Source organism: Aggregatibacter segnis ATCC 33393 (assembly GCF_900476035.1).
In the GTDB taxonomy this organism is placed as follows: domain Bacteria; phylum Pseudomonadota; class Gammaproteobacteria; order Enterobacterales; family Pasteurellaceae; genus Aggregatibacter; species Aggregatibacter segnis.
In genome coordinates this window covers 1103739-1128743 of record NZ_LS483443.1, presented here as the reverse complement: position 1 = coordinate 1128743, position 25005 = coordinate 1103739, and the positions used below count along the sequence as shown (strand labels likewise).

Genomic DNA, 25005 nt, shown 5'->3' with positions numbered 1-25005 from the left:
ATAGTTATACGTATAGTTTTTGTGATCAAAATCACACTTTTACGTTAATGTTTAAACTTTTACGTAAAAGTTATTGAGTAAAATAAAATTTAGATTAGAATCTCTACAACTTTTACTTCTGAAGGAAAAAATTATGCTTACTCGGTCAAGTGGTGTTTTAATGCACATCACCTCATTACCCAATGCATTTGGAATTGGTAGCTTTGGGCAATCTGCCTATGATTTTGTAGATTTTTTAGTTGAAACGAAACAAACCTATTGGCAAATCCTTCCATTAACCACCACCAGCTACGGTGATTCCCCCTATCAATCCTTCTCTGCGATTGCAGGTAACACACATTTAATTGATTTTTCTTTACTCACCCAAATGGGTTTATTGCAAGAAACGGATTATGCTTCGGTTAATTTTGGCGATGATCCGACAAAAGTAGATTACGAGCGCATTTTTTATGCACGTCGGCCGATCTTAGAAATCGCAGTCAAACATTTCCTTGCCGATAAAAAACACCAAGCAAACTTCAAAAACTTTGAAAAAAACAACCGCACTTGGTTGGAAGACTATGCGGAATTTATGGCAATCAAAGAGCATTTCGGCAATAAGGCCCTACAAGAATGGGAAGATAAACAGGTTGTTGCTCGTCAACCCAAAGCACTTGGGAAATACCGTACGATGCTGACAGAACAAATTCAGTATTTCAAGGTAACGCAATATTTCTTTTTCCAACAATGGTTAGCATTGAAAAATTACGCTAATCAAAGAGGAATTAAAATTATCGGCGATATGCCGATTTATGTGGCGTCGGATAGCGTCGAAGTATGGACAATGCCAGAACTTTTCCAATTAGATAAAGAACGCAATCCGCTTTTCGTTGCCGGTGTTCCTGCCGATCAGTTTAGCGCCACCGGACAGCTTTGGGGCAATCCGCTTTATGACTGGGCTGAACATAAGAAACAAGGCTATGCTTGGTGGATTCATCGTATTGAGGAAAGCTTTAAAATTTACGATATACTTCGTATCGATCATTTCAAAGGTTTCTCCGATTATTGGCAAGTGGATGGTAAAGCAGATATTGCCAAATATGGTAGCTGGCAACCTGGCCCGGGATATGATTTGTTCAAAGCAGTAAAAGCACAGCTAGGCGATTTGCCGATTATCGCTGAAGATCTCGGTAATATTGATGAAAAAGCGAAGAAATTACTGGTTGATTGCGGTTATCCCGGCATGAAAATTTTGCAATTTGGTTTTGAAGATGTGAGTGGTGAAAGCCTGGATAGCCCACATTATTGCATTCCGCATTGTATCGCCTACACAGGCACACATGACAATGATGTCACAAATGGTTGGTATGACGGATTAACGTCGAAACAGCAACAATATATCAATGCTTATACCCATCGTGCTACGAATGAATCTGTTTGTCAGGCAATGATTCGCCAATTATTTGCTACCGTAAGTAATACGGCGATTGCCACCATGCAAGATATTTTAGATTTGCCTGCCAGCTCAAGAATGAATATTCCTTCTACTATAGGTGGAAACTGGGAGTGGCGAATGCTAGAAAGTGATTTAACCAACGCCAAAAAAGATTTCTTAACCCAAATAACCACGTTATATGGACGCGCCAATAAGGAAAAAAGAATGACTAAATTTAGTGAATTTGTACAGCAAACAACAAACAAAAAACTTGAAAAGTTAAGTGATCATGCCATTTACGTACAGTTATTAAACTATGTTAAAACCCTTGCTGCGAATAAAGGAAAAAATACAGCTAAACGTAAGGTTTACTATATTTCTGCAGAGTTTTTGATTGGCAAATTGCTGTCTAACAATTTAATTAATCTTGGCGTATATCAAGAAATCAAAGATGAATTGGCGCAGGCAGGAAAATCACTCAGCCATATTGAAGATATTGAGCCGGAACCGTCTTTAGGGAACGGTGGATTAGGTCGTTTAGCGTCCTGTTTTATTGATTCCATGTCCACACTCGGGCTAAATGCGGAAGGTGTAGGCTTGAATTACCATTGCGGTTTGTTTAAACAAGTCTTTAAAAACAATGAGCAACATGCCGAACCGAATGATTGGATTGAAAAAGAGTCTTGGTTAATCCCGACAAATATCCGTTATGAAGTGCCATTTAAAGACTTCACGTTAACCTCTAAATTAGATCGTATTGATATTCTTGGTTACAAAAAAGACACCAAAAATTATCTCAACTTATTTGATATTGAATCCATTAATCATAAATTGATTAAAAAAGGTATCACCTTTGATAAAACAAACATCAAAGAAAATCTGACCTTGTTCCTTTATCCGGATGACTCCGATAAAAACGGTGAATTATTACGTATTTATCAGCAATACTTTATGGTTTCCAATGCGGCGCAATTATTAATTGATGAAGCCATTGAACGTGGCAGTAATTTACATGATTTAGCCGATTACGCCTATGTGCAAATTAATGACACTCACCCCTCCATGGTGATTCCGGAATTGATTCGCTTATTAACGGAAAAACATCGTATTAAATTTGCAGAAGCGGTAGAAATCGTGCGCAATATGGTGGGTTACACAAACCATACGATTCTTGCCGAAGCCTTAGAAAAATGGCCTTTAGCTTATTTAGAAGAAGTGGTTCCACATTTAGTGAAGATCATCAAAAAACTAAATAAATTAGTGCAGAAAGAATTTTCGAATCCTGATGTACAAATTATTGATAAGCAAAAACGCGTCCATATGGCGCATATGGATATTCATTTTTCAAACTCCGTAAACGGTGTGGCGGCATTACACACGGAGATTTTGAAAAACTCCGAACTCAAAGCGTTTTATGAAATTTATCCGGAGAAGTTTAATAATAAAACTAACGGAATCACCTTCCGTCGTTGGTTAGAATTTTCTAACCAAGCGTTATCCGCTTATATTAAACAACTTATCGGCGATGAGTACTTACACGATGCAACGCAATTGGAAAAACTGCTTGCCTTTAAAGATGACAAAAAAGTGCATCAAAAATTAGCTGAAATTAAATTCCAGAATAAATTAGCGCTAAAAACTTATCTTAAAGAAAATAAAGGCATTGAATTGGATGAGAATTCCATTATCGATACACAAATTAAGCGTTTCCACGAATATAAACGCCAACAAATGAATGCGCTTTATGTGATTCATAAATACCTTGAAATCAAAGCAGGCAAACTGCCGAAACGTAAAATTACCGTAATTTTTGGTGGGAAAGCCGCACCGGCTTATGTGATTGCACAGGATATTATTCATTTAATTCTTTGCTTGTCTGAGTTAATCAATAACGATCCGGATGTGAATCAGTATTTAAACGTCTATTTAGTGGAAAACTACAATGTTAGCGTGGCGGAAAAATTGATTCCGGCGACAGATATTTCAGAGCAAATTTCCCTTGCCTCAAAAGAAGCTTCCGGAACGGGCAATATGAAATTTATGCTGAATGGCGCATTAACCTTGGGCACGATGGACGGTGCGAACGTGGAAATTGCCGAATTAGCCGGAGCGAAAAACATTTACACCTTCGGTAAAGATTCGGAAAGCATTATTAAACTGTATGAAACTGCCGGTTATGTTTCAAAAGATTACTATAAAAAGGATAAACACATTAAAAGAGCGGTCGATTTTATCCTTGATTCTACGCTGGTGAAACTGGGCAATGAAGAGCGTTTAAAACGCCTGCATGATGAGTTGCTTAATAAAGACTGGTTTATGACCTTAATTGACTTTGATGCTTATGTCACGGCGAAAGAACAAATTTTGGCGGATTATGAAGATCAAGATAGCTGGAACAAAAAAGTGATTCATAACATCGCCAAAGCCGGTTTCTTCTCATCGGATCGCACCATTGCGCAATATAATACCGATATCTGGCATTGTGAGGATTAAGGGGAACGTATGAAACTACTCACCCTCAACGTACACGCTTGGTTAGAAGATAACCAAGCGGAAAAAATCGACATTATTGCCGACACCATTGTTGAAAAGGGCTACGACATCGTTGCCCTACAAGAGGTGAACCAATTAATGTCAGCGCCCGCGATTTCACAAGCATTAAAGCAAGATAACTATGGTGTTGTGTTACTGAATAAAATCAATCAACGGGCAAGGCAAAAATATTCGCTATTTTGGAGCAATTCGCATATTGGCTACGATAAATATGACGAAGGTATCGCCTTTTTAACCCGCTTGCCGGTTTATGAAGTGGATGCATTTTATTGCAGCCAACATCAGCGCCTCGATTCTATCCTCTCACGCAAAATCCTTGGCTTAACCGTGGAATATGAAGGTCAACTTGTAGATTGTTATTCCTGCCATATCAACTTGCCGAATTGCGCGGGTGAAAATCAACTGGACAACATTCTCAATATCGTGGAGCGCAGCCAAAGCCAAAACCTTAAAATTTTGATGGGCGATTTCAATACGGATGCAATCAGCGATCCAAACGCTTATCAGAAAATCAAATCTCTCGGTTTACTTGATACTTTTGAGATGGCGGAACAAAAAGATAGCGGGATTACTGTTGAAAAAGCAATTGATGGCTGGAAAGGCCACAGTGAAGAAAAACGCTTAGACTATATTTTTTTAAATCAAACAAAAAGGGTTTTATCGAGTCAGGTGGTTTTTAATGGCAAAAATAAACCGGTAGTTTCCGACCATTTCGGTTTGGAAGTCGAGCTTACATTGTAGGAGAACATACATGAAAAAATTGCTCAGTTTTGAATTTTGGCAAAAATTCGGCAAATGCCTGATGGTGGTGATTGCCGTGATGCCTGCCGCAGGTTTGATGGTAAGTATCGGTAACTCATTACCGTTAATTAGCGATGTCGAATGGCTGGCGCGCGTGGGTAATATTATCGCGCAAATCGGTTGGGGCATTATTGGCAACCTGCATTTGTTATTTGCTCTAGCCATTGGTGGTAGTTGGGCGAATGAGCGTGCAGGTGGTGCGTTTGCCGCAGGTCTTGCCTTTATTTTAATCAACTTAATTACCGGTCATTTCTTCGGCGTAAAAATTGAAATGTTGACCGATCCGAATGCCCACGTCAGCACCATCTTGGCAGGCGACATTCCGGTGGCTAACTACTTTGTGAATATTCTCGGACAACCTGCATTAAATATGGGCGTTTTTGTAGGGATCATCGCCGGTTTTGTAGGGGCAACTACCTTTAATAGCTACTATAATTTCCGCAAACTGCCTGAAGTACTTACCTTCTTTAACGGTAAACGCTTTGTGCCATTTGTGGTGATTTATCGTTCCGTTTTAGTGTCGTTAGTGTTGGCGGTGTTCTGGCCGGTAGTGCAAACCGGGATCAATCATTTCGGTGAATGGATTGCCAACTCACAAGACTCCGCGCCTATCCTTGCGCCTTTTGTTTACGGCACATTAGAACGTCTTTTACTGCCTTTCGGTTTACACCATATGCTCACCATTCCGATGAACTACACCTCATTGGGCGGCACCTATGAATTCTTAACCGGTATGCAACAAGGCAAACAAGTATTCGGACAAGACCCGTTATGGCTCGCTTGGATCAGTGATTTAATCAACCTGAAAGATGCGGGCAATATGACGCAATATAACGAGCTCCTCTCAACAGTGACACCGGCGCGCTTTAAAGTGGGCCAAATGATCGGCTCAAGCGGTATTCTAATGGGAATTACACTCGCCATGTACGTAAACGTTGATCAGGATAAAAAAACCATCTACAAAGGGATTTTCCTTTCTTCTGCTCTTGCCGTGTTCTTAACCGGCGTAACAGAACCGATCGAATATATGTTTATGTTCGTTGCGCTACCGCTTTACCTTGTTTATGCGGTTATCCAAGGTTGTGCATTTGCCATGGCGGATATTGTGAACTTACGCGTTCACTCATTCGGTAACATTGAGTTTTTAACCCGTACCCCAATGGCAATTAAAGCGGGCATCGGCATGGATCTCATCAACTTCATTTGGGTATCCGGTGTGTTTGCGGTCGCGGCCTTCTTAATTGCGAATTTCATGATTAAGAAACTCAACTTAGCCACCGCCGGTCGCAACGGCAACTACGATGCAAAAGGCACTGACGAAGCCCCTGCTGAGGAGAAAAAAGTCGCTAATGCCAGTGCACAAGTGGTGCAAATCATCAATCTTCTCGGTGGTCGCAACAATATTGCCGAGGTGGATGCTTGTATGACCCGTTTACGCATCACTGTGCATAATCCTGAATTAGTGGGCGATGCAGCGGCTTGGAAACAAGCAGGCGCAATGGGTTTCATTGTTAAAGGCACAGGCATTCAAGCTATTTACGGGCCAAAAGCTGATGTACTGAAATCGGATATTCAAGACCTACTCTCTTCAGGCGTTGAAATTCCGAAAATGTAACAATATGCAAACATAGATAAACCAAAAGAGCGGTTAAAATGATCTAACCCCAAAAGAAAAGCTGAATCTCGAAAGAGGTTCAGCTTTTTATTTTGATGAAAAGAAAGTGCGGTGGGTTTTGAGCATATTTTTGAAATGTAAAAACGTCAGGAATAAAACTCAATATCTTTGAGATGCCGGATTACCGACAGGTTCAAAATAAACAAATCGGTTTTGCTAAATTGCAAATAAAACAACCGCACTTTTCTGTCTTTCACTTTTAATCATCCATCAGCAAAAAATATTTTCCTTGTAATAATTGACTTTTCTCCCCTCTGCCCTTACCTTACAGCAACGTTATAACCGCTTATTTTCTTTAAATTTAAAGGAGTTTTTATGCAATCTCGTATTATTGTTGACAGCAGAGAAGAATCGTTACTTAGCACGCACAAAGTGTTGCGTAACACCTATTTCTTGTTAGCGTTAACATTAGCCTTTTCCGCTGTGGTAGCTTATGTATCTATGGCGATGAATTTACCAAGACCGGGGCTTATCATCATGCTTGTGGGTTTCTATGGGCTGCTTTTCTTAACCAATGCCTTAGCAAATAGCGCATTAGGGATTTTATCTGCCTTTGCCTTCACCGGTTTCTTAGGCTACACCGTAGGGCCAATTTTAAATGCCTATGTGAGCGCTGGTTTGGGTGATGCTATCGTGTTAGCGTTAGCCGGCACCGCAGCAACTTTCTTCGCTTGCTCCGCTTATGTCTTAACTACGAAGAAAGACATGTCTTTCTTATCCGGCACGATTCTAGCCTTATTCGTGGTGTTATTACTTGGCATGGTCGCGAGTTTCTTCTTCCAATTCCCGGCCCTTTATGTAGGAATTAGTGCGCTGTTCGTGATTTTCTCCACCATGGGAATTTTGTATGAAACCAGTAACATCATTCACGGTGGTGAAACCAACTACATTCGTGCAACGGTCAGCTTATTTGTGTCTATCTACAACCTGTTTATCAGTTTGTTAAACTTACTTTCATTCTTCTCTTCTAGAGATTAATTATTAATTTGATAGATAAATTCAACGCCCCTTTTTTGGGGCGTTTTTATATAATCCGTCCTCATAAATACTAAGGTTATTATCATGCTTGAAGTCAATAATAAACATATTGAAACCGATGCTTCGGGTTATTTGCTCAATATTGATGATTGGGATGTTGAAGTCGCGCAAGCTATTGCGAAATTAGAGAATTTGGAATTAACTGACGCTCACTGGGAAATCATTCATTTTGTGCGGGCGTTTTATCAGGAATACAAAACCTCACCGGCTATTCGTATGTTGGTAAAAGCCACAGCACAAAAACTCGGTGAAGATAAAGGCAACAGCCGTTATTTACAACGTTTGTTCCCCGAAGGCCCGGCAAAACAAGCAACCAAATTAGCCGGGTTACCCAAACCGGCAAAATGCTTATAAGATATTTGCGAATTATTTGCATTTAAAAAATAAAAGAATATAATCATCCCCGCAACTTATGTTGTTATTTTATAACTAAAACTTTTCTAAGGAGAAAAACATGCGTTTACTCGCAACATTAATCAGTGTACTTGCATTAAGTTTAGGCTCTAGCTTGGCTTATGCAAAATTTAAAGTCGTTACCACCTTCACCATCATTCAAGACATGGCACAAAATATCGCCGGTGATGCGGCTACCGTGGAATCAATCACCAAACCGGGAGCAGAAATTCACGATTATGAGCCAACCCCAAAAGACATCGTGAAAGCCCAATCTGCCGACCTCGTATTATGGAACGGTTTAAACCTTGAACGTTGGTTTGAAAAATTCTTCCAAAACGTGAAAGATAAACCGGCGGTTGTTGTGACTGAGGGTATCGAGCCAATGTCTATTAATGAAGGTCCTTATACCGGCAACCCAAATCCGCACGCTTGGATGTCCCCTTCCAATGCATTGATTTATATTGAGAACATTAAAAATGCGTTGGTAAAATACGATCCACAAAATAAAGAAACATACGAAAAAAATGCCGCACTTTATGCACAAAAAATCAAAGCGTTGGATAAACCGCTTCGCGAAAAATTAGCACAAGTGCCGGAAGTTCAACGTTGGTTGGTCACCAGTGAAGGCGCTTTCAGCTATCTCACCCGTGACTATGGTTTTAAAGAAGCCTATTTATGGCCGATTAACGCAGAACAACAAGGTACGCCACAACAGGTTCGCAAAGTGATTGAAACCGTTAAAGCCAACAACATTCCGGTTGTATTCAGTGAAAGTACTATTTCACCTAAACCGGCAAAACAAGTCGCGAAAGAAACCGGCGCAAAATACGGCGGCGTACTTTATGTGGATTCTCTTTCCAACAAAAAAGGGCCGGTACCAACCTATATCGATTTGTTGAACACGACCGTTTCTACTATCGCAAAAGGATTTGAAAAATAATGTCATCGAATATTGCCTCGATCTGTGTTGAAGATGTCACGGTTCGCTATAACAACGGCCACACCGCCATCCATGATGTCACCTTTCGTTTAGAAGGCGGCACCACCTGTGCCCTCGTGGGCGTAAATGGAAGCGGAAAATCAACCTTGTTTAAAAGCCTAATGGGATTGATTCATCCACAACGAGGCAATATTACGTTGTGTCATTTGCCAATAAAACAGGCATTAAAACAAAACTTGGTCTCTTATGTGCCTCAATCGGAAGAAGTGGACTGGCAATTCCCGGTGTCTGTTTATGATGTGGTACTCATGGGACGCTACGGCTATATGAATTTCCTGCGCCGCCCAAGTGAAACCGATAAGCAAAAAGTGCAAGAAGCCATGCAACGGGTGAACATTGAACACCTTGCCCATCGTCAAATTGGCGAACTTTCCGGCGGACAGAAAAAGCGCGTATTTTTAGCTCGTGCGCTTGCTCAACAAAGTAAGATTATTTTACTGGATGAACCTTTTACCGGCGTTGATGTGCAAACAGAAAATGCCATTGTCGATTTACTTGGGCAATTACGTAGCGAAGGTCATCTCATTTTGGTTTCTACCCACAACTTGGGAGCAGTACCGGATTTCTGTGACCAGGTGGTGATGATTAATCGCACCGTCATTGCGGCCGGCTCGACAGAAACCACGTTTAACCAACATAACTTAGAACTCGTCTTTGGTGGCGTATTGCGTCACATTAAATTGCTCGGTACAGACCTACACGATGATGAAGATCCGCGCGCAGTCACCGTACTTACCGATGATGAGCGAGCGGCGGTGTTCTATGGTAAAACCAAAGTCGATCCTCCAGCACCGATTGTGAGACAGTGCAAATCAGAGGAAAAATCCTAATGCTAGCGCTCTTACTGGAACCTTTTTCCTATGATTATATGGTGAAAGCCATTTTGCTCAGTTCTGCCGTGGGAGGCGTTTGTGCTTTCTTGTCAGCTTACCTAATGCTGAAAGGATGGTCCCTCATTGGTGATGCCCTTTCCCATTCAGTTGTTCCCGGTGTTGCCATCGCTTATGCGCTTTCTCTGCCTTATGCTCTCGGCGCTTTTTTTTCCGGTATCTTAGCTGCCGTGTCTATTTTATGGGTGAAATCCATTACCAAACTGCGGGAAGATGCGGTTATCGGCTTCATTTTTACGACATTTTTTGCGCTTGGTCTGTTGATCATTTCCCTCAACCCAACCTCCGTCAATGTGCAAGATATTGTGTTAGGTAACATCCTAGGTATTGCAGATGAAGATATTCTTCAAGTGGCAATCATCATTGGCATCAGTCTGATTTTATTACTCATTTTTTGGAAAGATCTGTTATTAATTTTCTTTGATGAAGTCCATGCCACTTCCGTAGGACTCACACCAATTTATTACAAAGTGCTGTTTTTTACGTTACTCAGTGCTTGTGTCGTCGCCGCATTACAAACCGTTGGTGCGATTTTAGTCATCGCCATGGTGATCACACCGGGCGCCACCGCTTATTTGCTTACTGATCGTTTTAAAACACTTGCCATGATTGCCGTTATTCTAGGCATTCTTTCCAGCGCGATTGGCGTGTATATCAGTTATTTCTTAGATGGCGCAACGGGTGGCGTTATTGTTTGTATTCAGACCGCACTTTTCCTATTGGCTTTTATTTTCTCGCCAAAATACGGCTTAATTCGCCAGCGTAAACCAATAACGAAAGAAGAGGTGCAACAATGAACGCTATTTATCAATGGTTCACCGAGCCTTTTGCCTATCCGTTTATGCAAAACGCATTAATCACGGCGTTATTAGTCTCCATTATTTGCGCCATGCTCTCCTGCTATTTAGTGTTGAAAGGTTGGTCGTTGATGGGGGATGCGATTTCGCATGCTGTTCTGCCGGGCATTGTGGTGGCTTTCTGGTTGAGTTTGCCTTTAACCATCGGTGCCTTTGTCGCCGGATTGCTCTGTTCTGTCTGTGTGGGATATTTAAAAGAAAATAGCCGAATCAAAGAAGATACCGCCATGGGCATTGTCTTTTCAGGGATGTTTGCGCTCGGGATTGTCTTGTTTAGCAAAATTGAAACGGATCAACATTTAACCCATATTTTATTTGGTAATTTGCTTGGCGTGAGCGATGCAGAAATGTTGCAAACGCTAGTCATCAGTGCGGTCGTTTTTGGGGTTGTTTTTTTACGTCGAAAAGATTTTTTACTTTATTGTTTTGATGCTACGCAAGCCAAAATCGTTGGCTTATCGCCTCGACTCTTGCATTACAGTTTACTGATTCTTCTCGCGTTAACCATCGTCAGTGCCATGCAAGTAGTCGGCGTAATCTTAGTCGTTGCGATGCTTATTTCCCCCGGCATTACCGCATTTATTTTAAGCAAGCGCTTTGATCATATGATTGTCATTGCCTTGGCAACCTCTATCAGCACCAGTATCTTCGGAACGATTATTAGCTACCATATTGATGGCGCCACAGGTCCTTGCATTATTTTGTTACAAGCGGCGGTATTTTTAACCGCACTTATTTATAGCAAAATCAAACTGCGTTTCAGTGTAGCACTTGAAACGCCGTAAATTCTTTGTCGCCAAGATAATCTTCCACCAATACGTTATTTACGATGGCAGTGCAGGGACCATGTTGCAACCAAGCGTTTAATGTGTCAATTTGACTTTCCGAACCGACGGCGACCACCTCAACGGAGCCGTCGGCAAGATTACGCACAAAGCCGGTTACGCCGATCTTCAGCGCTTGTTTCCACGTAAAATAACGAACCCCAACGCCTTGCACATAACCGTGAACACAAAAACGTTTTTTGACCATACAATTTCCCCTTAAAATTGAATAAAAACAAAAAACTAGCGCTTAAATACAATTTTCTATTTTCATTTTTCCCAATTTGGAATAGCATACAAACTACGCTTTATTCCATAAAGTGTCATCTAATTTTAATGAATGTCCTTCAAAACAGGAGTAAATATGAAATTTCGTTTTGCTGTCTTAACTGCAACACTTTTAGCCAGTACGGCGAGCTTTGCCGGCATGGTAACCAGCTCATCTAATATTGATTTTTTAGCCATTGACGGTCAAAAAGCAAACAAATCTTTATTGAAAGAAACTAACGCATTTAATATCAACGATACACAAAAACACCAAGTTGTTGTTCGTGTATCCGAAATTACTCAAGTGGGTTCCGATCGCTCCTTATTCGAATCTGATCCGATTGTTGTGACATTCCAAGGTTCAAGTGAAGATATCGTAATTTCAGCCCCACGTTTACAAAATGAACGTGATGTAAGTAACTTCAAACAATCTCCTGTGATTAGCGTAAAAACTCAATCCGGTCACAACGTAGAAAATAAACAAGAATACTTAAAACAAGAAGGTTTATTCCCGGGCATGAACCTTATCAAAGACTTAAACGAATATAACGCGTCTGGCGCACCGGCCTCTTTACCTTCTTTAGCAACAATCACCACCTCAGCTGCAACAGCGGTAGTCGTTGGCGGTCCTGCTGCAACCGGTAAAGTAAACAAAGGCAAAGTAACATTACAAGGTGAAAACGTGGCGGAACAAATGTTGCAATATTGGTATCAACAAGCCGATAAAGAAACACAAACACGTTTCATTGATTGGGCGAAAAAACAAAAATAATTCGGTGTTCTATGCCAATTCATTTATATCCAAAAAGTGAGCCTGCCCGCTCACTTTTTATTTAGGAGTCACCATGCAAACAACTTATCGCACTCTACCCGTCAATAAACATATCGCTTTAGTCGCACACGATCACTGTAAAGCCGATCTGATAAACTGGTGTAAAACCCACCGCACTTTCTTAGCAAACCACACGCTCTATGGCACCGGCACCACAGGGAATCTTATTCATCGTGAAACCGGTTTGACCGTCAATAGCTTGCTCAGTGGCCCTATGGGCGGGGATCAACAACTCGGTGGGTTAATCGCTGAAAACAAAATTGATTTAATGATTTTCTTCTGGGACCCGATGAATGCCGTGCCGCATGATCCCGATGTCAAAGCATTGATGCGTATTGCCACCGTTTGGAATATTCCTGTTGCAATGAATATGGCAAGTGCCGATTTTCTGGTTTCTTCACCACTCTTTAATGACACCTGCGATATTCGTATTCCTGACTATCAAGGTTATTTAAACGAACGCTTAAAATAGATATTGCTATGAATTTAAGCCTGATTCTCAATATTCTCAACTTTGTCCTTGGCGGTTTCGCAACAACGTTAGGGTGGTTATTCGCTACCCTTATGAGTGCCGTGTTGATCGTCACATTGCCTTATACTCGAAGCTGTTGGGAAATTTGTAAAATGTCATTGGTTCCCTTCGGCAACGATTTGATTCATGTGAAGTATTTGGAACCTAAAAGTGCGGTGGGAAATTCCCTCGGATCGTTACTCAATGTTGTCTGGTTCATTCTTTTCGGGTGGTGGTTGTTTCTTGCCCATGTTTTTTGTGGCATTTCTCAATGTCTAACCATCATCGGCATCCCAACCGGCTTGGCGAATTTCCATATCGCCAGAATTGCGTTATTTCCGGTCGGACAACGGGTCATTCCGAAAGAAATGGCTGACCTGATTCGCCGACAAGCTGCAGAAAAATATCAGCGTTTTTATCAATAATTCACCACGTCAAAGGTCAAGCATGCATAGCTGGTTCAATGCAAAAGTTATCGCCTCCATTCCGATTTTTATCGCTGTCAATTTGGCGGTGATTGCCATTTGGTATTTTGATATTTCCGAACAAAGTATGCCCTTGGTATTAGGCATTATTGCAGGCGGTTTGGTCGATTTAGATAACCGATTAACCGGTCGAATCAAGAACGTGCTTTATACGCTGCTCGCGTTTTCCGTTTCTACCATCAGCGTGCAACTGAGCATCAACCATAATTTCCAATTTATGTTGTTGATGACGGCGATGACCTTTGTTTTCACCATGATTGGTGCCATCGGACAACGTTATAGCACCATCGCGTTCGGCACGTTGGTCGTGGCGCTATACACCACATTGACGTATTTGCCGGAAACTGTGTGGTATATGAATCCGCTGATGATTCTTTGCGGCACCTTGCTTTACAGCATCACCACATTATGTGTGCATTTATTTTTTCCGAATCGCCCGGTGCAAGAAAGCGTTGCCAAATCCTTTCTTGCCCTCGCCAATTACCTCGATGTTAAATCAACGTTTTTCGATCCCGACGATATTGAGCAAATTGACAATAAACACATTGCTATGGCGATGAAAAACAGCGTGTTGATCAGTGCATTTAATGATTCACGCACCGCACTTTTTTATCGTATTCGGGGGCAGCATCGCCACAGCCGCACAACTAAAATGATTCGCTATTATTTCTCCGCTCAAGATATTCATGAGCGCATCAGCTCTAATCATTTTGATTACCAAACCCTTGCGGAACACCTGAAAAATACCGATTTAATTTTTCGTATTCAACGCTTACTGGAACTCCAAGCCCAAGCTTGCCGTGATATTGCGCTAAGCTTGCAACAAAATAAAACCTACCGTTATGACCTGCGTTTAGAAAAAGCCATTAACGGGCTAAATCAATCTTTCGAGCTTTATAGCAATAGCCATATCGAAGAAACCGAAAACCTCATTAATCTCCAAACATTACTGGATAATTTAAAAAGCGTTGACTACCAATTACGCCATATTGATCAAGAAGTGAATGAATTAGAACAAACGGATACGGCACAAATTTATACAGAACAAATAACCGGTTTTAAAAATATCCTACTTGCCCTGCGTAGCCACTTTAATTTCAATTCACAACTGTTTCGTCATGCGGTGCGTTTGTCGATTGTGGTGTTTATTTGTTGCACCATCGGCGAATTTTTGCCGTTAGATCGGGCGTATTGGGTTTTATTAACCGCTGTTTTTGTTTGTCAGCCCAACTACACAGCGACTAAACTGCGTCTAAAACAGCGAATTATCGGCACGATTCTCGGTGTGATTATTGCCTCGCTTCTGCCTTATGCGAATCCGACACTGGAATTACAATTAGGCTTAATCGTGCTCACCAGCACCCTGTTTTTCTTTTTCCGTACCAATAATTACAGCTTTTCCACTTTCTTCATTACCTTACAGGTTATTTTCAGCTTTGATGTGATGGGCTTTAATGTGGAACAAGCACTTTATTCCCGTGTGATTGACACGCTGATCGGCGCGACCATTTCTTGGTTTGCCGTGTCTTACTTATGGCCGGATTGGAAATATTTGCAGTTGGATAAAGTCAGCCGTCAGGCAATCAAAAGCGATGCCCAATATTTGCTGTATATTGTCAGTCAATTACAGTTCGGCAAAGGCGATAACTTGAAATACCGCATTGCCCGTCGTTATGCCCATGAATATGCCTCGGCATTAAGTGCTACCATCTCCAATATGAACCATGAGCCGAAAAAATATCAGGCGCATTTACAGGCGGGATTTGAGCTTTTAAAAATTAACTATTCTCTGCTTAGTTACATTTCTACGCTGGGCGCCTACCGCAGCAAAATGAAACAAATGCAACAAAGCACCTTCTTTTTAGCGGAATTCTATCCTGCTGCGAAGAAAATCATTCATATCCTAGAAAATATTGAGCAACTGACACCAACACAGTTTGAGACGTTGCACAATAATATTGAAGTGAGTTTGAAACAGGCTCAAAGCCATTTTGAAAAAAATAATAAAGCGGCACAGCTGCAAGCACACATTCCAATGCAGCAACTCAGCATGATCAATCAAATTTTACCGCTGCTTTACCAAGCCATTCAGAAATGTTGCTAGACATCAATCAAGATCAGAATAGCCGCTTCACCGCCCCATTCTTTTGGGGCTTGGTGCAATGCCCGTACTTTCGGATGTTGTACTAACCAACGGGGAATCTGGCGTTTTAACGTATAAGTGCCATAACCTGTCATCACGCTGGCACAATAAAGATGTTCTTTCTCGCAGGTTTGAATTAATGCCGCCAGCTCTAATTTTGCCTGTTCACGTGTTAAGCCATGCAAATCTAAAAAAATCTCCGGTGAAAAATCGCCACGCCGTAATTGTTTCAACAAATGGGAATCTTCATTTTCACGCAAATATTTGACCGCACTTTCCTCATTTAATAACGGCTCATATTCATCAGAAAAATAAAATAACGTGTCTTGTTGTTCACGCTGTTCTTTTATCGTTGCCAGTGCTTTCTTTTTATGGGGGCGTGCAGCCACAAAAGTATCCTGTTTTAACGGTTTCACGCCTTTCATTTCAGCACGAAACAGGGAAATTGCTTCCTCATCTAACATTTCGTTTCCTATCTCAAATATGGTATAACTACGCGCAATTTTAACATTGATACGAGCAAATCATGAACCAAATTACCTTCAATCAGGAACTTATTGACGATATTTATTCCGCCAACGTACAAGAAGAACTACACACGATCAAAGATTTTCTACGTTGGTGCTACAGTACCTTCAATCGTGCCGACATTTACTACGGACACGGCTACGACAATGCTTGGGATGAAGCACAACAATTGGTCTTAACCACCCTTCACCTCCCTGCTGATTTCCCAAGCGAATTGTATGACACTCGACTCACGACGGCAGAAAAGCTTGAAATCATCCGTTTGGTTATCATCCGCATTGAAAAACGCATTCCTGTCGCCTACTTAATTCACCGTGCTTGGTTCTGCGGCTTAGAATTTTATGTGGATGAACGCGTGATCGTTCCTCGCTCTCCCATCAGCGCCTTGATTGAACAAGGGTTCGCCGGCTTATTAACGCGTGAACCGCAACGCATTTTAGATATGTGTACCGGCAGCGGCTGTATTGCCATCGCCTGTGCGGAGCGCTTCCCTGAAGCAGATGTGGATGCTGTTGACCTCTCTTTTGATGCATTGAATGTTGCCGAAATCAACATTGAACGCCACAATTTAACTCATCGTGTCTTCCCGATTCAGTCGGATTTATTCTCCCGTTTATTGGAAGAACAGTACGATCTCATTGTCACTAACCCACCTTATGTAGATCTAGAAGATCTCTCCGATATGCCGGAGGAATTTCACTACGAACCGGAAATGGCTCTTGGCTCCGGCAATGATGGGTTAACTATCACCAAAGAAATCCTACGTCTAGCGCCGAATTACTTAGCTGACGATGGCGTATTAGTCTGCGAAGTTGGTAACAGCATGGTGCATTTAATTGAACAATTCCCACAAGTGCCGTTTAACTGGCTTGAACTTGCCAATGGCGGCGTGGGCGTATTCGCCTTAACCAAAGCCCAATTGCTTGAACATCAACATGTGTTTCAATAAGCGGAAATAATAAAAAGAAAAAGTGCGGCCTATTTTAAAAACGTTTTTAAAACCGACCGCACTTTTTAGCTCTGCCCAATTATTTATTCAACATTGCTCTCAACGCTGAACCGATTTCTGCCAAACTTCTCACGGTTTTCACACCGGCGGCTTCCAGTGCTGCGAATTTTTCATCGGCAGTCCCTTTTCCGCCACTGATAATGGCACCAGCATGCCCCATTCGTTTGCCTTTCGGCGCCGTCACGCCGGCAATGTAGCTCACTACCGGTTTGGTCACATGTTCTTTAATAAATGCCGCTGCCTCTTCCTCGGCTGAACCGCCAATTTCGCCGATCATGACAATAGCTTCCGTTTGCGGATCCTCTTGGAATAGTTTCAAAATATCCACAAAATTGGAACCGGGGATTGGATCGCCGCCGATACCCACACAAGTGGATTGGCCCAAACCTTCGTCAGTGGTTTGTTTCACGGCTTCATATGTCAACGTGCCTGAGCGAGAAACAATGCCAATTTTTCCTTTTTTATGAATGTTGCCCGGCATGATGCCGATTTTGCATTCTTCCGGTGTAATCACGCCCGGACAGTTTGGCCCAATCATGCGTACACCGGTTTGGTTCAAGCGTTGTTTCACCACCAGCATATCCAAGGTTGGGATGCCTTCGGTGATACAAATAATCAATTTAATCCCGGCATCAATGGCCTCTAAAATCGCATCTTTACAGCCCGGCGCCGGCACATAAATCACCGTTGCTGTGGCACCGGTTGCCTCGACTGCATCGCGTACGGTGTCAAACACAGGCAATCCTAAATGGGTCGTGCCACCTTTATTTGGTGAAACGCCCCCCACCAGTTTAGTGCCATAAGCTAATGCTTGTTCGGAGTGGAATGTACCTTGACCGCCGGTGAAACCTTGGCAAATCACTTTTGTATCTTTATTAATTAAAATTGACATGCTATTGCTCCTTATGCGTTAGCCTTTGCCGCTTTCACCGACTCTACCGCCGCATCAGTCAACGTTTGGGCAGCAATAATATTCAAACCGCTCTTCGCTAAAATTTCACGGCCTAACGGGGCATTATTACCTTCTAAACGCACCACCACCGGCACGTTGACACCCACTTCGTTCACAGCCGCTACAATCCCTTCAGCAATCAGATCGCAGCGTACAATGCCACCGAAAATATTGACGAGTACCGCTTTTACATTTTTATCAGAAAGGATGATTTTAAAGGCTTCCGCAACACGTTCTTTGGTTGCACCGCCGCCCACATCTAAGAAGTTCGCCGGTTGACCGCCGTGTAACTTCACAATATCCATAGTCCCCATGGCAAGCCCTGCGCCGTTCACCATGCAACCAATATTGCCGTCTAATGCCACATAGTTAAGCTGGAAACTTTCCGCTAGGGCTTCGCGCGGGTCTTCTTGGCTTGGATCTTGCATTGCCGCTAAAGCCGGCTGACGATATAACGCATTGCCATCCACCACGATTTTGGCATCTAAACAAAGGAGATTGCCTTCTTTGGTGACTACCAGCGGATTCACTTCTAATAAGGACAAATCTCTTTCGACGAACATTTTTGCCATTTGGGTAAAAATATGGGCAAATTGTTTCACTTGATCGCCTTTTAAACCCAATTTAAACGCCAGCTCACGCCCTTGATATGGCATACCACCGGTAAGCGGATCAATCGCCATTTTGTGTAATAAGTGCGGTGTTTTTGCCGCGACTTCTTCAATATTCATTCCACCCTCAGTGGACACCATGAACACAACACGTTGAGAAGCACGATCGAGCACCGCGCCTAGATACAATTCACGTTCAATTTGTGAGCCTTCTTCTACATAAATCGTGTTTACCGGCTGACCATTAGCATCCGTTTGGAAAGTGACCAAGCGTTGCCCTAACCATTTATTCGCAAACTCTCTGACTTCCGCTTCGTTGCGTACAAGTTTCACGCCACCCGCTTTACCACGTCCACCGGCATGCACTTGACATTTCGCCACCCAAACATCACCGTCTAACTGTTTAATCGCCTCTGCCGCTTCATCTGCGGTTTTACAGGCAATGCCTTTGCCCACCGGCAATTTGTATTCGGCAAAAACTTGCTTACTTTGATATTCATGTAGATTCATAGAAAATCCTCTGTTAAATGCCCTAATTTTTATCGTCTGTTGAAACAAAGAACCGCCTGTCTTACGCACACGCGGTTCTTCTTTCTTTAGATTTCTAGCAATAATCTTGTTGGGTCTTCCAACAATTCTTTCACGGTGACCAAGAAACCGACAGACTCACGGCCATCAATTAAACGGTGGTCATAACTTAATGCCAAATACATCATTGGACGAATCACCACTTGACCATCCACAGCAACCGGACGCTCTTTAATGGCGTGCATACCCAAAATCGCGCTTTGCGGTGGGTTGATAATTGGGGTGGACATCAAAGAACCAAACACACCACCATTGGTAATCGTAAAGTTACCGCCGGTTAAATCTTCCACGGTTAACTTACCATCACGTCCTTTTTCCGCTAAGGCTTTAATCGATTTTTCAATGTCTGCCATAGAAAGGTTGTCGCAATCACGCAACACCGGGGTCACCAAACCACGTGGCGTGGAAACCGCAATACTCACGTCAAAATAATTGTGATAAACCACATCGTCACCGTCAATGGAGGCATTCACTTCCGGATAACGTTTCAAGGCTTCCACCACGGCTTTGATGTAGAAAGACATAAAACCTAAACGTACGCCGTGTTGTTTTTCAAATTTTTCACCGTATTGTTTACGCAAATTCATGATCGGTTTCATATCCACTTCATTGAACGTAGTTAACATCGCCGTATTATTTTTAGCTTCCAACAAACGCTCTGCAATACGTTTACGTAAACGGGTCATCGGCACGCGTTTTTCACTGCGTGCGGAATATGCCATTGTGCTGACTGTTGTTTCTGCTGGTTTAGGCGCTGCTGCACGTTTTGCGATAACCGCTTCAACGTCTTCGCGGGTAATACGACCGCCCACACCGGTGCCTTTCACCTCGGAAGCTTGAATATCGTGTTCCGCCAATAAACGACGAACTCCCGGACTTAACGCATCCGTGCTATGAGGCTCATCCGGCACTTCGGTGCGACGATCCGCCGGTGTCGGTTCTGCCGTTTTTTCCATGGCTGCTGCAGCGGCTGTTGCGGAAGCTTCCAATTTACCCAACAACTGCTTGCTCACCACTGTGGCACCTTCATCCTGCACGATTTCACTGATCACGCCATCTGCTTGCGCCGGTACTTCAAGCACCACTTTGTCTGTTTCAATTTCCACAATCACTTCATCGCGTTTCACCGCATCGCCTGCTTTTTTATGCCAAGTAGCGACTGTTGCATCAGCAACCGACTCGGGCAAATCCGGGACAAGAATTTCAATAGTCATAATTTCATTCCTTTTTTTGTATTCATTTAGCTAAGTATCAATGTTGTTAAGCATAAAGTGCGGTCGTTTTTTAGGGTGTTTTTTAAAACAAACGAAAAACACACCGCACTTTAACGGATTAAAGAGTCAATGCATCTTCCACCAATTGTTTTTGCTGTTTGGCATGCAATGACAAATAACCTACCGCCGGTGAAGCAGAAGCCGGGCGACCGGCATAAGACAATTTGGCATTGTCCGGAATCACAGCCTCAAAGTTATGTTTACTACAATACCAAGCCCCTTGGTTCAGTGGCTCTTCTTGACACCATACAAAATCCGTTACATGTGAATAAGGCGCTAAAGCGGCTTTCACATCGTCATGCGGGAACGGATAAAGTTGCTCAATACGAATGATAGCCACGTTATCCTGTTCATTTTTACGGCGTTGTTCCAATAAATCGTAATACACTTTACCGACACACATCACCACACGTTTCACATTTTTCGGGTCAAGGTTGTCAATTTCACCAATGACCGTTTGGAATGTGCCGTTAAGCAATTCATCCATACTGGACACCGCTAGCGGATGACGTAGCAAGGATTTCGGTGAAATACCAATCAACGGACGGCGCATTTTACGAATAGCTTGGCGACGTAACATGTGATACACCTGCGCCGGCGTTGTAGGCACACAAACTTGCATATTTTGTTGTGCACAAAGTTGCAAATAACGCTCTAAACGGGCAGATGAGTGTTCCGGGCCTTGTCCTTCGTAACCGTGTGGTAGCAACATCACTAAGCCACACATTCTGCCCCATTTTTGTTCGCCGGAGCTGATGAATTGGTCAATCACGATTTGCGCCCCGTTGGCGAAATCACCAAACTGCGCTTCCCAAATGGTTAAAGTTTTCGGATCCGTGGTGGCATAACCATATTCAAAGGCAAGCACCCCTTCTTCGGTTAAAACGGAATCCCATACTTCAAAGCGACCTTGATTGGCGTGTAATTGGGTCAATGGCACATAGCTGGTACCGTCTTTTTGGTTATGTACAACGGCATGACGATGGAAGAACGTACCACGACCGGCATCTTCACCGGATAGACGCACATGAATGCCTTCATCCAACAAGGTGGCGTACGCCATGGTTTCCGCCATCCCCCAGTCTAATAATTTTTCGCCTCGCCCCATTTCTTGGCGGTCGGCATAGATTTTTTCAACACGAGGGTGCGGTTGCACATAATCCGGATAGTGAGATACACGTTTTGCTAAGGTTTTAAACCGCTCTTCCGGGAATTTGCTTTCATACGGCGCTGTCCAGTCATAGTTGAGATACTGCAACCAGTCCACTTTTGCCATATCCATCGCACGCCATTCCGGCACGACACATTCGCCATTATCCAAGGCATCGCGGTATAAATTGGAAATTTCAGTAGCATCTTCTTCCGTAATCACGCCTTCTTGAATTAAACGATTGGCGTATACTTTCGGTGGTGTTGGATGTTTTTTGATAATGCCATACATCATCGGCTGAGTGGCCAACGGTTCATCTGCTTCGTTATGACCATGACGGCGATAGGAAATCAAATCAATGAAAATATCTCGCTTAAAGACCGCACGATATTCCACCGCCATACGGGCAGCAAAAGCAACGGCCTCCGGATCATCGCCGTTCACATGAATAATCGGCGCCTGAATCATTTTGGCGATATCAGTACAAAACTCGGTAGAACGAGTATCGTTCGGGTTAGAGGTGGTGAAACCGATTTGGTTATTGATCACAATACGAATCGTGCCGCCCACTTTATAACCCCGTGCATTAGACATATTCAAAGTTTCTTGCACAATACCTTGACCGGTAACTGCGGAGTCACCGTGCACCGTTACCGCCAACACTTTGTTATGTTCGGTGTCTTGTTTACGGGTTTGTCTTGCGCGGACGGAGCCAATCACAACCGGGCTCACAATTTCTAAGTGAGACGGGTTAAAGGCAAGTGTCAAATGTACTTTTTTATCATCTACCGCAAAATCGGAGGAGAAACCTTGGTGATATTTCACATCACCGGTGCGATTATCTTCCGCGTGTTTACCGGCAAATTCATCAAACAAGTCGCTCGGGCGTTTACCAAACACGTTAACCAACATATTTAGACGACCACGGTGAGCCATGCCCAAGACCACATCGTCCATACCGTTACGACTGGCGTGACGAATAATCTCTTTCATCATCGGAATAAACGCATCGCTTCCTTCCAACGAGAAACGTTTCGCGCCTGGGAATTTCGCGCCTAAGTAACGCTCTAAGCCATCCGCTGCCGTTAATTCTTTCAACAAATTGATTTTTTCGTCTTTAGTGAAAAGTGGCTGTTGAATCCATTTTTCTTGTTTACTTTGCAACCAATTACGCTGTTCCATATCATGAATGTGCATAAACTCCAGCCCAATATTGCCACAATAGGTCGCTTTCAAGTCGCGGGCTAAATCACGCAGTTTCATGCTTTCTTTGCCATAAACGGCATAGTCAATATTGAAACTTTCGTCCAGATCAGCGTCGGTTAATCCATGTTGGTGATAGTCTAATTCAGGCACCGAGGAAGTTTTCCAACGGTAATAATTGAGAGGGTCGAGTGTGGCTTCAATGTAACCACGAGAACGGTATGCGTTAATGAATTGTAAAACTTTGACTAATTTGGCGCTCGCTTCCGGATCAATCACGGTCACGCTCTGCCCATGATTTTCTCGCGCTAAACGGCGGAAATAATCGCGCACCGTTGAATGGGGTTGCTCAAGTGCGGTGGATTTTGGCAGCGTTTTAAAAATTTCCTGCCAACTGGCATCCACACTGTTCGGGTCTTCAAGATAACTTTCATAAAGATCCTCAATATAAGACTGATTTGCCCCACCTAGTGCACTGGAGGAGAGCCATTCATGTAAAGAATGCTGCATACATACCACCTTAAGATTTAAATACGCTAACAAACAACGTAACGGTAAATAAAATACAGAAGAATTTTCTGCGCTTTGAATGCTTGCATTATGCCAAAAGCATTCATTTGATACTGTGATCTAGGTTTGAATTTTTACAAAAAATTAACTTTTGTGTAAAAAAAGAGCAGTGAAAATATTTTCATTTCTCACCGCACTTTCTAAAAAATTAAAGAGGTAATTTACTCGCTCGCTTTGACATAAGGGTTGGTTCGTTTTTCTTCACCAATAGTGGTATAAGGCCCATGCCCGGGTACCACAATCATATCATCCCCCAAAGGGTATAATTTATTGCGAATAGACGACAGAATCTCTTCATAACTGCCTCCCGGGAAATCCGTGCGTCCAATGCCATTTTTGAACAACACATCACCGGTAAAAGCAATACGTTTTTGATGTTCAATAAAACCGATATGCCCTGGCGTGTGTCCCGGCAAGTGTAAAACCTCAAACGTGAAATCACCGATATTGAGCGTTTCACCTTCCTGATTTAACCAACGATCCGGTTCAAAAGCAGACACCTCAAACAGCATGCCAAATTTTTCTGACTGTTGTGGCAAGTTTTTAAACCAATAATCATCTTGCGAATTAGACCCCCAAATTTGGACATTAAAATGCTGTTTTAATTTTTCTGCCGCCCCCACATGGTCTAAATGGCCGTGAGTTAATAAAATCACTTGTAAATTCAACCCAAGTTCTTCAATCCGTTTAATCAGTTTTTCCGCTTCGCCACCCGGATCAATAATTGCCGCTTTTTTTTCATCATCCCAAATTAAAGAACAATTTTGTTGAAATGTCGTTACAGGGATAATTTCAATGTTCATACGATACTCGCCATATTTTTCGGTAAAAAAACCGCACAAAAGTGCGGTCTAAATATCAGATGTTTTTACTAACTACCGCGCCAAGTACGCACCGGGCCGGTATCCATGTGCACAAAATTACTGCGTGGATAAAAGCCAACACCACCATTTTGTAGCGCATCAACCGCATCACGTACTTTCGCTAACGGAATGCCATCAATGCGAAAATCAATGGCTTGTCCACGAATATGATAGCTATTACTTGCAACTCCACGGCTACGACGATGCATTGCCGCATTGCTGGCAGCAGAACGATAACCACAAATAATTTGAATTTCCGTGTTGCGTAAGCCGAGATTTTGCTGCACCTTATAGAATTTGGTAAAAAGATTTGGGTCCATTCGATGAACCTGATTGGTACGCTTATCACGTAGAAGGTGGTCTAATAATCGCAACGTGGCATTACTGAAACCACGTCCAAGCGCAAATTCTGCACTCAGTTTCTCACCGGTATTAATGTTACGAAAACTTAGTAGGCGTGGTTTTGGCGTTGATACAGCCGCTAAAACCGTATTCGGCAAAAGTGAAGCGCCTAATACAATTCCTCCTAGCGATAACCATTTACGTCGACCATGGTTAATATGACTCATTA

Annotated in this window: 22 protein-coding genes; 14 read left to right on the top strand and 8 right to left on the bottom strand. The window is 42.7% G+C overall.

Annotated features, from left to right (window positions below; translation table 11 throughout):
- Positions 1–133 precede the first annotated feature (133 nt).
- The 9 genes from malQ (at position 134) to DQN58_RS05560 (ending at position 11409) form a co-directional block, all read left to right on the top strand.
- Entirely contained in the window at positions 134–3907 is a 3774-nt protein-coding gene (gene malQ / locus DQN58_RS05600) for a 4-alpha-glucanotransferase (RefSeq protein WP_081456129.1), read from the top strand.
- A gap of 9 nt (positions 3908–3916) precedes the next feature.
- A complete protein-coding gene (locus DQN58_RS05595) occupies positions 3917–4708 on the top strand; it encodes an endonuclease/exonuclease/phosphatase family protein (RefSeq protein ID WP_006717586.1) in 792 nt (263 codons plus the stop codon).
- 10 nt (positions 4709–4718) lie between these two features.
- A complete protein-coding gene (locus tag DQN58_RS05590; protein WP_006717584.1) occupies positions 4719–6383 on the top strand; it encodes a PTS transporter subunit IIBC in 1665 nt (554 codons plus the stop codon).
- A gap of 375 nt (positions 6384–6758) precedes the next feature.
- On the top strand, positions 6759–7421 hold the full coding sequence (locus DQN58_RS05585; protein ID WP_006717583.1) for a Bax inhibitor-1 family protein: 663 nt from the start codon (positions 6759–6761) through the stop codon (positions 7419–7421).
- A gap of 84 nt (positions 7422–7505) precedes the next feature.
- A complete protein-coding gene (locus tag DQN58_RS05580; protein WP_006717581.1) occupies positions 7506–7835 on the top strand; it encodes a TusE/DsrC/DsvC family sulfur relay protein in 330 nt (109 codons plus the stop codon).
- Positions 7836–7935: 100 nt separating this feature from the next.
- Positions 7936–8817 carry an iron ABC transporter substrate-binding protein AfeA gene (gene afeA, locus DQN58_RS05575; RefSeq protein ID WP_006717578.1) on the top strand — a complete coding sequence of 294 codons (882 nt, stop codon included), beginning with the start codon at positions 7936–7938 and terminating at the stop codon, positions 8815–8817.
- Positions 8817–9707 (top strand): ironABC transporter ATP-binding protein AfeB, encoded by an 891-nt coding sequence (afeB, locus tag DQN58_RS05570; RefSeq protein WP_006717577.1) that lies wholly within the window; start codon positions 8817–8819, stop codon positions 9705–9707. Before afeA ends, afeB begins: the two co-directional genes overlap by 1 nt.
- The gene (gene afeC / locus DQN58_RS05565) at positions 9707–10564 is read left to right on the top strand and encodes an iron ABC transporter permease subunit AfeC (RefSeq protein ID WP_006717575.1); all 858 of its coding nucleotides are present in this window, start codon (positions 9707–9709) and stop codon (positions 10562–10564) included. The genes afeB and afeC overlap by 1 nt, the downstream gene beginning before the upstream one ends.
- Positions 10561–11409 (top strand): metal ABC transporter permease, encoded by an 849-nt coding sequence (locus DQN58_RS05560; RefSeq protein ID WP_006717573.1) that lies wholly within the window; start codon positions 10561–10563, stop codon positions 11407–11409. Before afeC ends, DQN58_RS05560 begins: the two co-directional genes overlap by 4 nt.
- Here DQN58_RS05560 and DQN58_RS05555 read toward each other — a convergent pair.
- Complete coding sequence (locus DQN58_RS05555) at positions 11384–11656, bottom strand: acylphosphatase (RefSeq protein WP_006717571.1); 273 nt, start codon at positions 11654–11656, stop codon at positions 11384–11386. The genes DQN58_RS05560 and DQN58_RS05555 overlap by 26 nt on opposite strands.
- 156 nt (positions 11657–11812) lie before the next feature.
- On the opposite strand from DQN58_RS05555, the gene DQN58_RS05550 reads away from it, so the two are divergent.
- The 4 genes from DQN58_RS05550 (at position 11813) to yccS (ending at position 15647) form a co-directional block, all read left to right on the top strand.
- On the top strand, positions 11813–12487 hold the full coding sequence (locus tag DQN58_RS05550; protein WP_032997807.1) for a curli polymerization inhibitor CsgI-related protein: 675 nt from the start codon (positions 11813–11815) through the stop codon (positions 12485–12487).
- Between the two features lie 73 nt (positions 12488–12560).
- On the top strand, positions 12561–13019 hold the full coding sequence (mgsA, locus tag DQN58_RS05545) for a methylglyoxal synthase (RefSeq protein ID WP_006717566.1): 459 nt from the start codon (positions 12561–12563) through the stop codon (positions 13017–13019).
- Positions 13020–13027: 8 nt separating this feature from the next.
- The gene (locus DQN58_RS05540) at positions 13028–13483 is read left to right on the top strand and encodes a YccF domain-containing protein (protein ID WP_006717565.1); all 456 of its coding nucleotides are present in this window, start codon (positions 13028–13030) and stop codon (positions 13481–13483) included.
- A gap of 22 nt (positions 13484–13505) precedes the next feature.
- Entirely contained in the window at positions 13506–15647 is a 2142-nt protein-coding gene (yccS, locus tag DQN58_RS05535) for a YccS family putative transporter (protein ID WP_006717562.1), read from the top strand.
- Here yccS and smrB read toward each other — a convergent pair.
- A complete protein-coding gene (gene smrB, locus DQN58_RS05530; RefSeq protein WP_006717559.1) occupies positions 15644–16150 on the bottom strand; it encodes an endonuclease SmrB in 507 nt (168 codons plus the stop codon). The genes yccS and smrB overlap by 4 nt on opposite strands.
- Before the next feature lie 62 nt (positions 16151–16212).
- Here smrB and prmB point away from each other — a divergent pair, with 62 nt between their 5' ends.
- Positions 16213–17163 (top strand): 50S ribosomal protein L3 N(5)-glutamine methyltransferase, encoded by a 951-nt coding sequence (prmB, locus tag DQN58_RS05525; RefSeq protein WP_006717557.1) that lies wholly within the window; start codon positions 16213–16215, stop codon positions 17161–17163.
- A gap of 79 nt (positions 17164–17242) precedes the next feature.
- Here the strand turns inward: prmB and sucD are convergent, their stop codons facing one another.
- The 6 genes from sucD to DQN58_RS05495 form a co-directional block, all read right to left on the bottom strand.
- Positions 17243–18115: a succinate--CoA ligase subunit alpha gene (gene sucD / locus DQN58_RS05520; protein ID WP_006717554.1), complete on the bottom strand. Its 873-nt coding sequence runs from the start codon at positions 18113–18115 to the stop codon at positions 17243–17245.
- 11 nt (positions 18116–18126) lie between these two features.
- Complete coding sequence (gene sucC, locus DQN58_RS05515) at positions 18127–19296, bottom strand: ADP-forming succinate--CoA ligase subunit beta (RefSeq protein WP_006717553.1); 1170 nt, start codon at positions 19294–19296, stop codon at positions 18127–18129.
- An 86-nt stretch (positions 19297–19382) separates the two neighbouring features.
- On the bottom strand, positions 19383–20588 hold the full coding sequence (odhB, locus tag DQN58_RS05510) for a 2-oxoglutarate dehydrogenase complex dihydrolipoyllysine-residue succinyltransferase (RefSeq protein WP_006717551.1): 1206 nt from the start codon (positions 20586–20588) through the stop codon (positions 19383–19385).
- Between the two features lie 118 nt (positions 20589–20706).
- The gene (gene sucA / locus DQN58_RS05505) at positions 20707–23511 is read right to left on the bottom strand and encodes a 2-oxoglutarate dehydrogenase E1 component (RefSeq protein ID WP_006717549.1); all 2805 of its coding nucleotides are present in this window, start codon (positions 23509–23511) and stop codon (positions 20707–20709) included.
- 221 nt (positions 23512–23732) lie between these two features.
- A complete protein-coding gene (locus tag DQN58_RS05500; protein ID WP_006717548.1) occupies positions 23733–24374 on the bottom strand; it encodes an MBL fold metallo-hydrolase in 642 nt (213 codons plus the stop codon).
- 68 nt (positions 24375–24442) lie between these two features.
- Positions 24443–25003, bottom strand: a complete 561-nt coding sequence (locus DQN58_RS05495) for a YcbK family protein (RefSeq protein ID WP_006717545.1) — start codon at positions 25001–25003, stop codon at positions 24443–24445.
- Positions 25004–25005 lie beyond the last annotated feature (2 nt).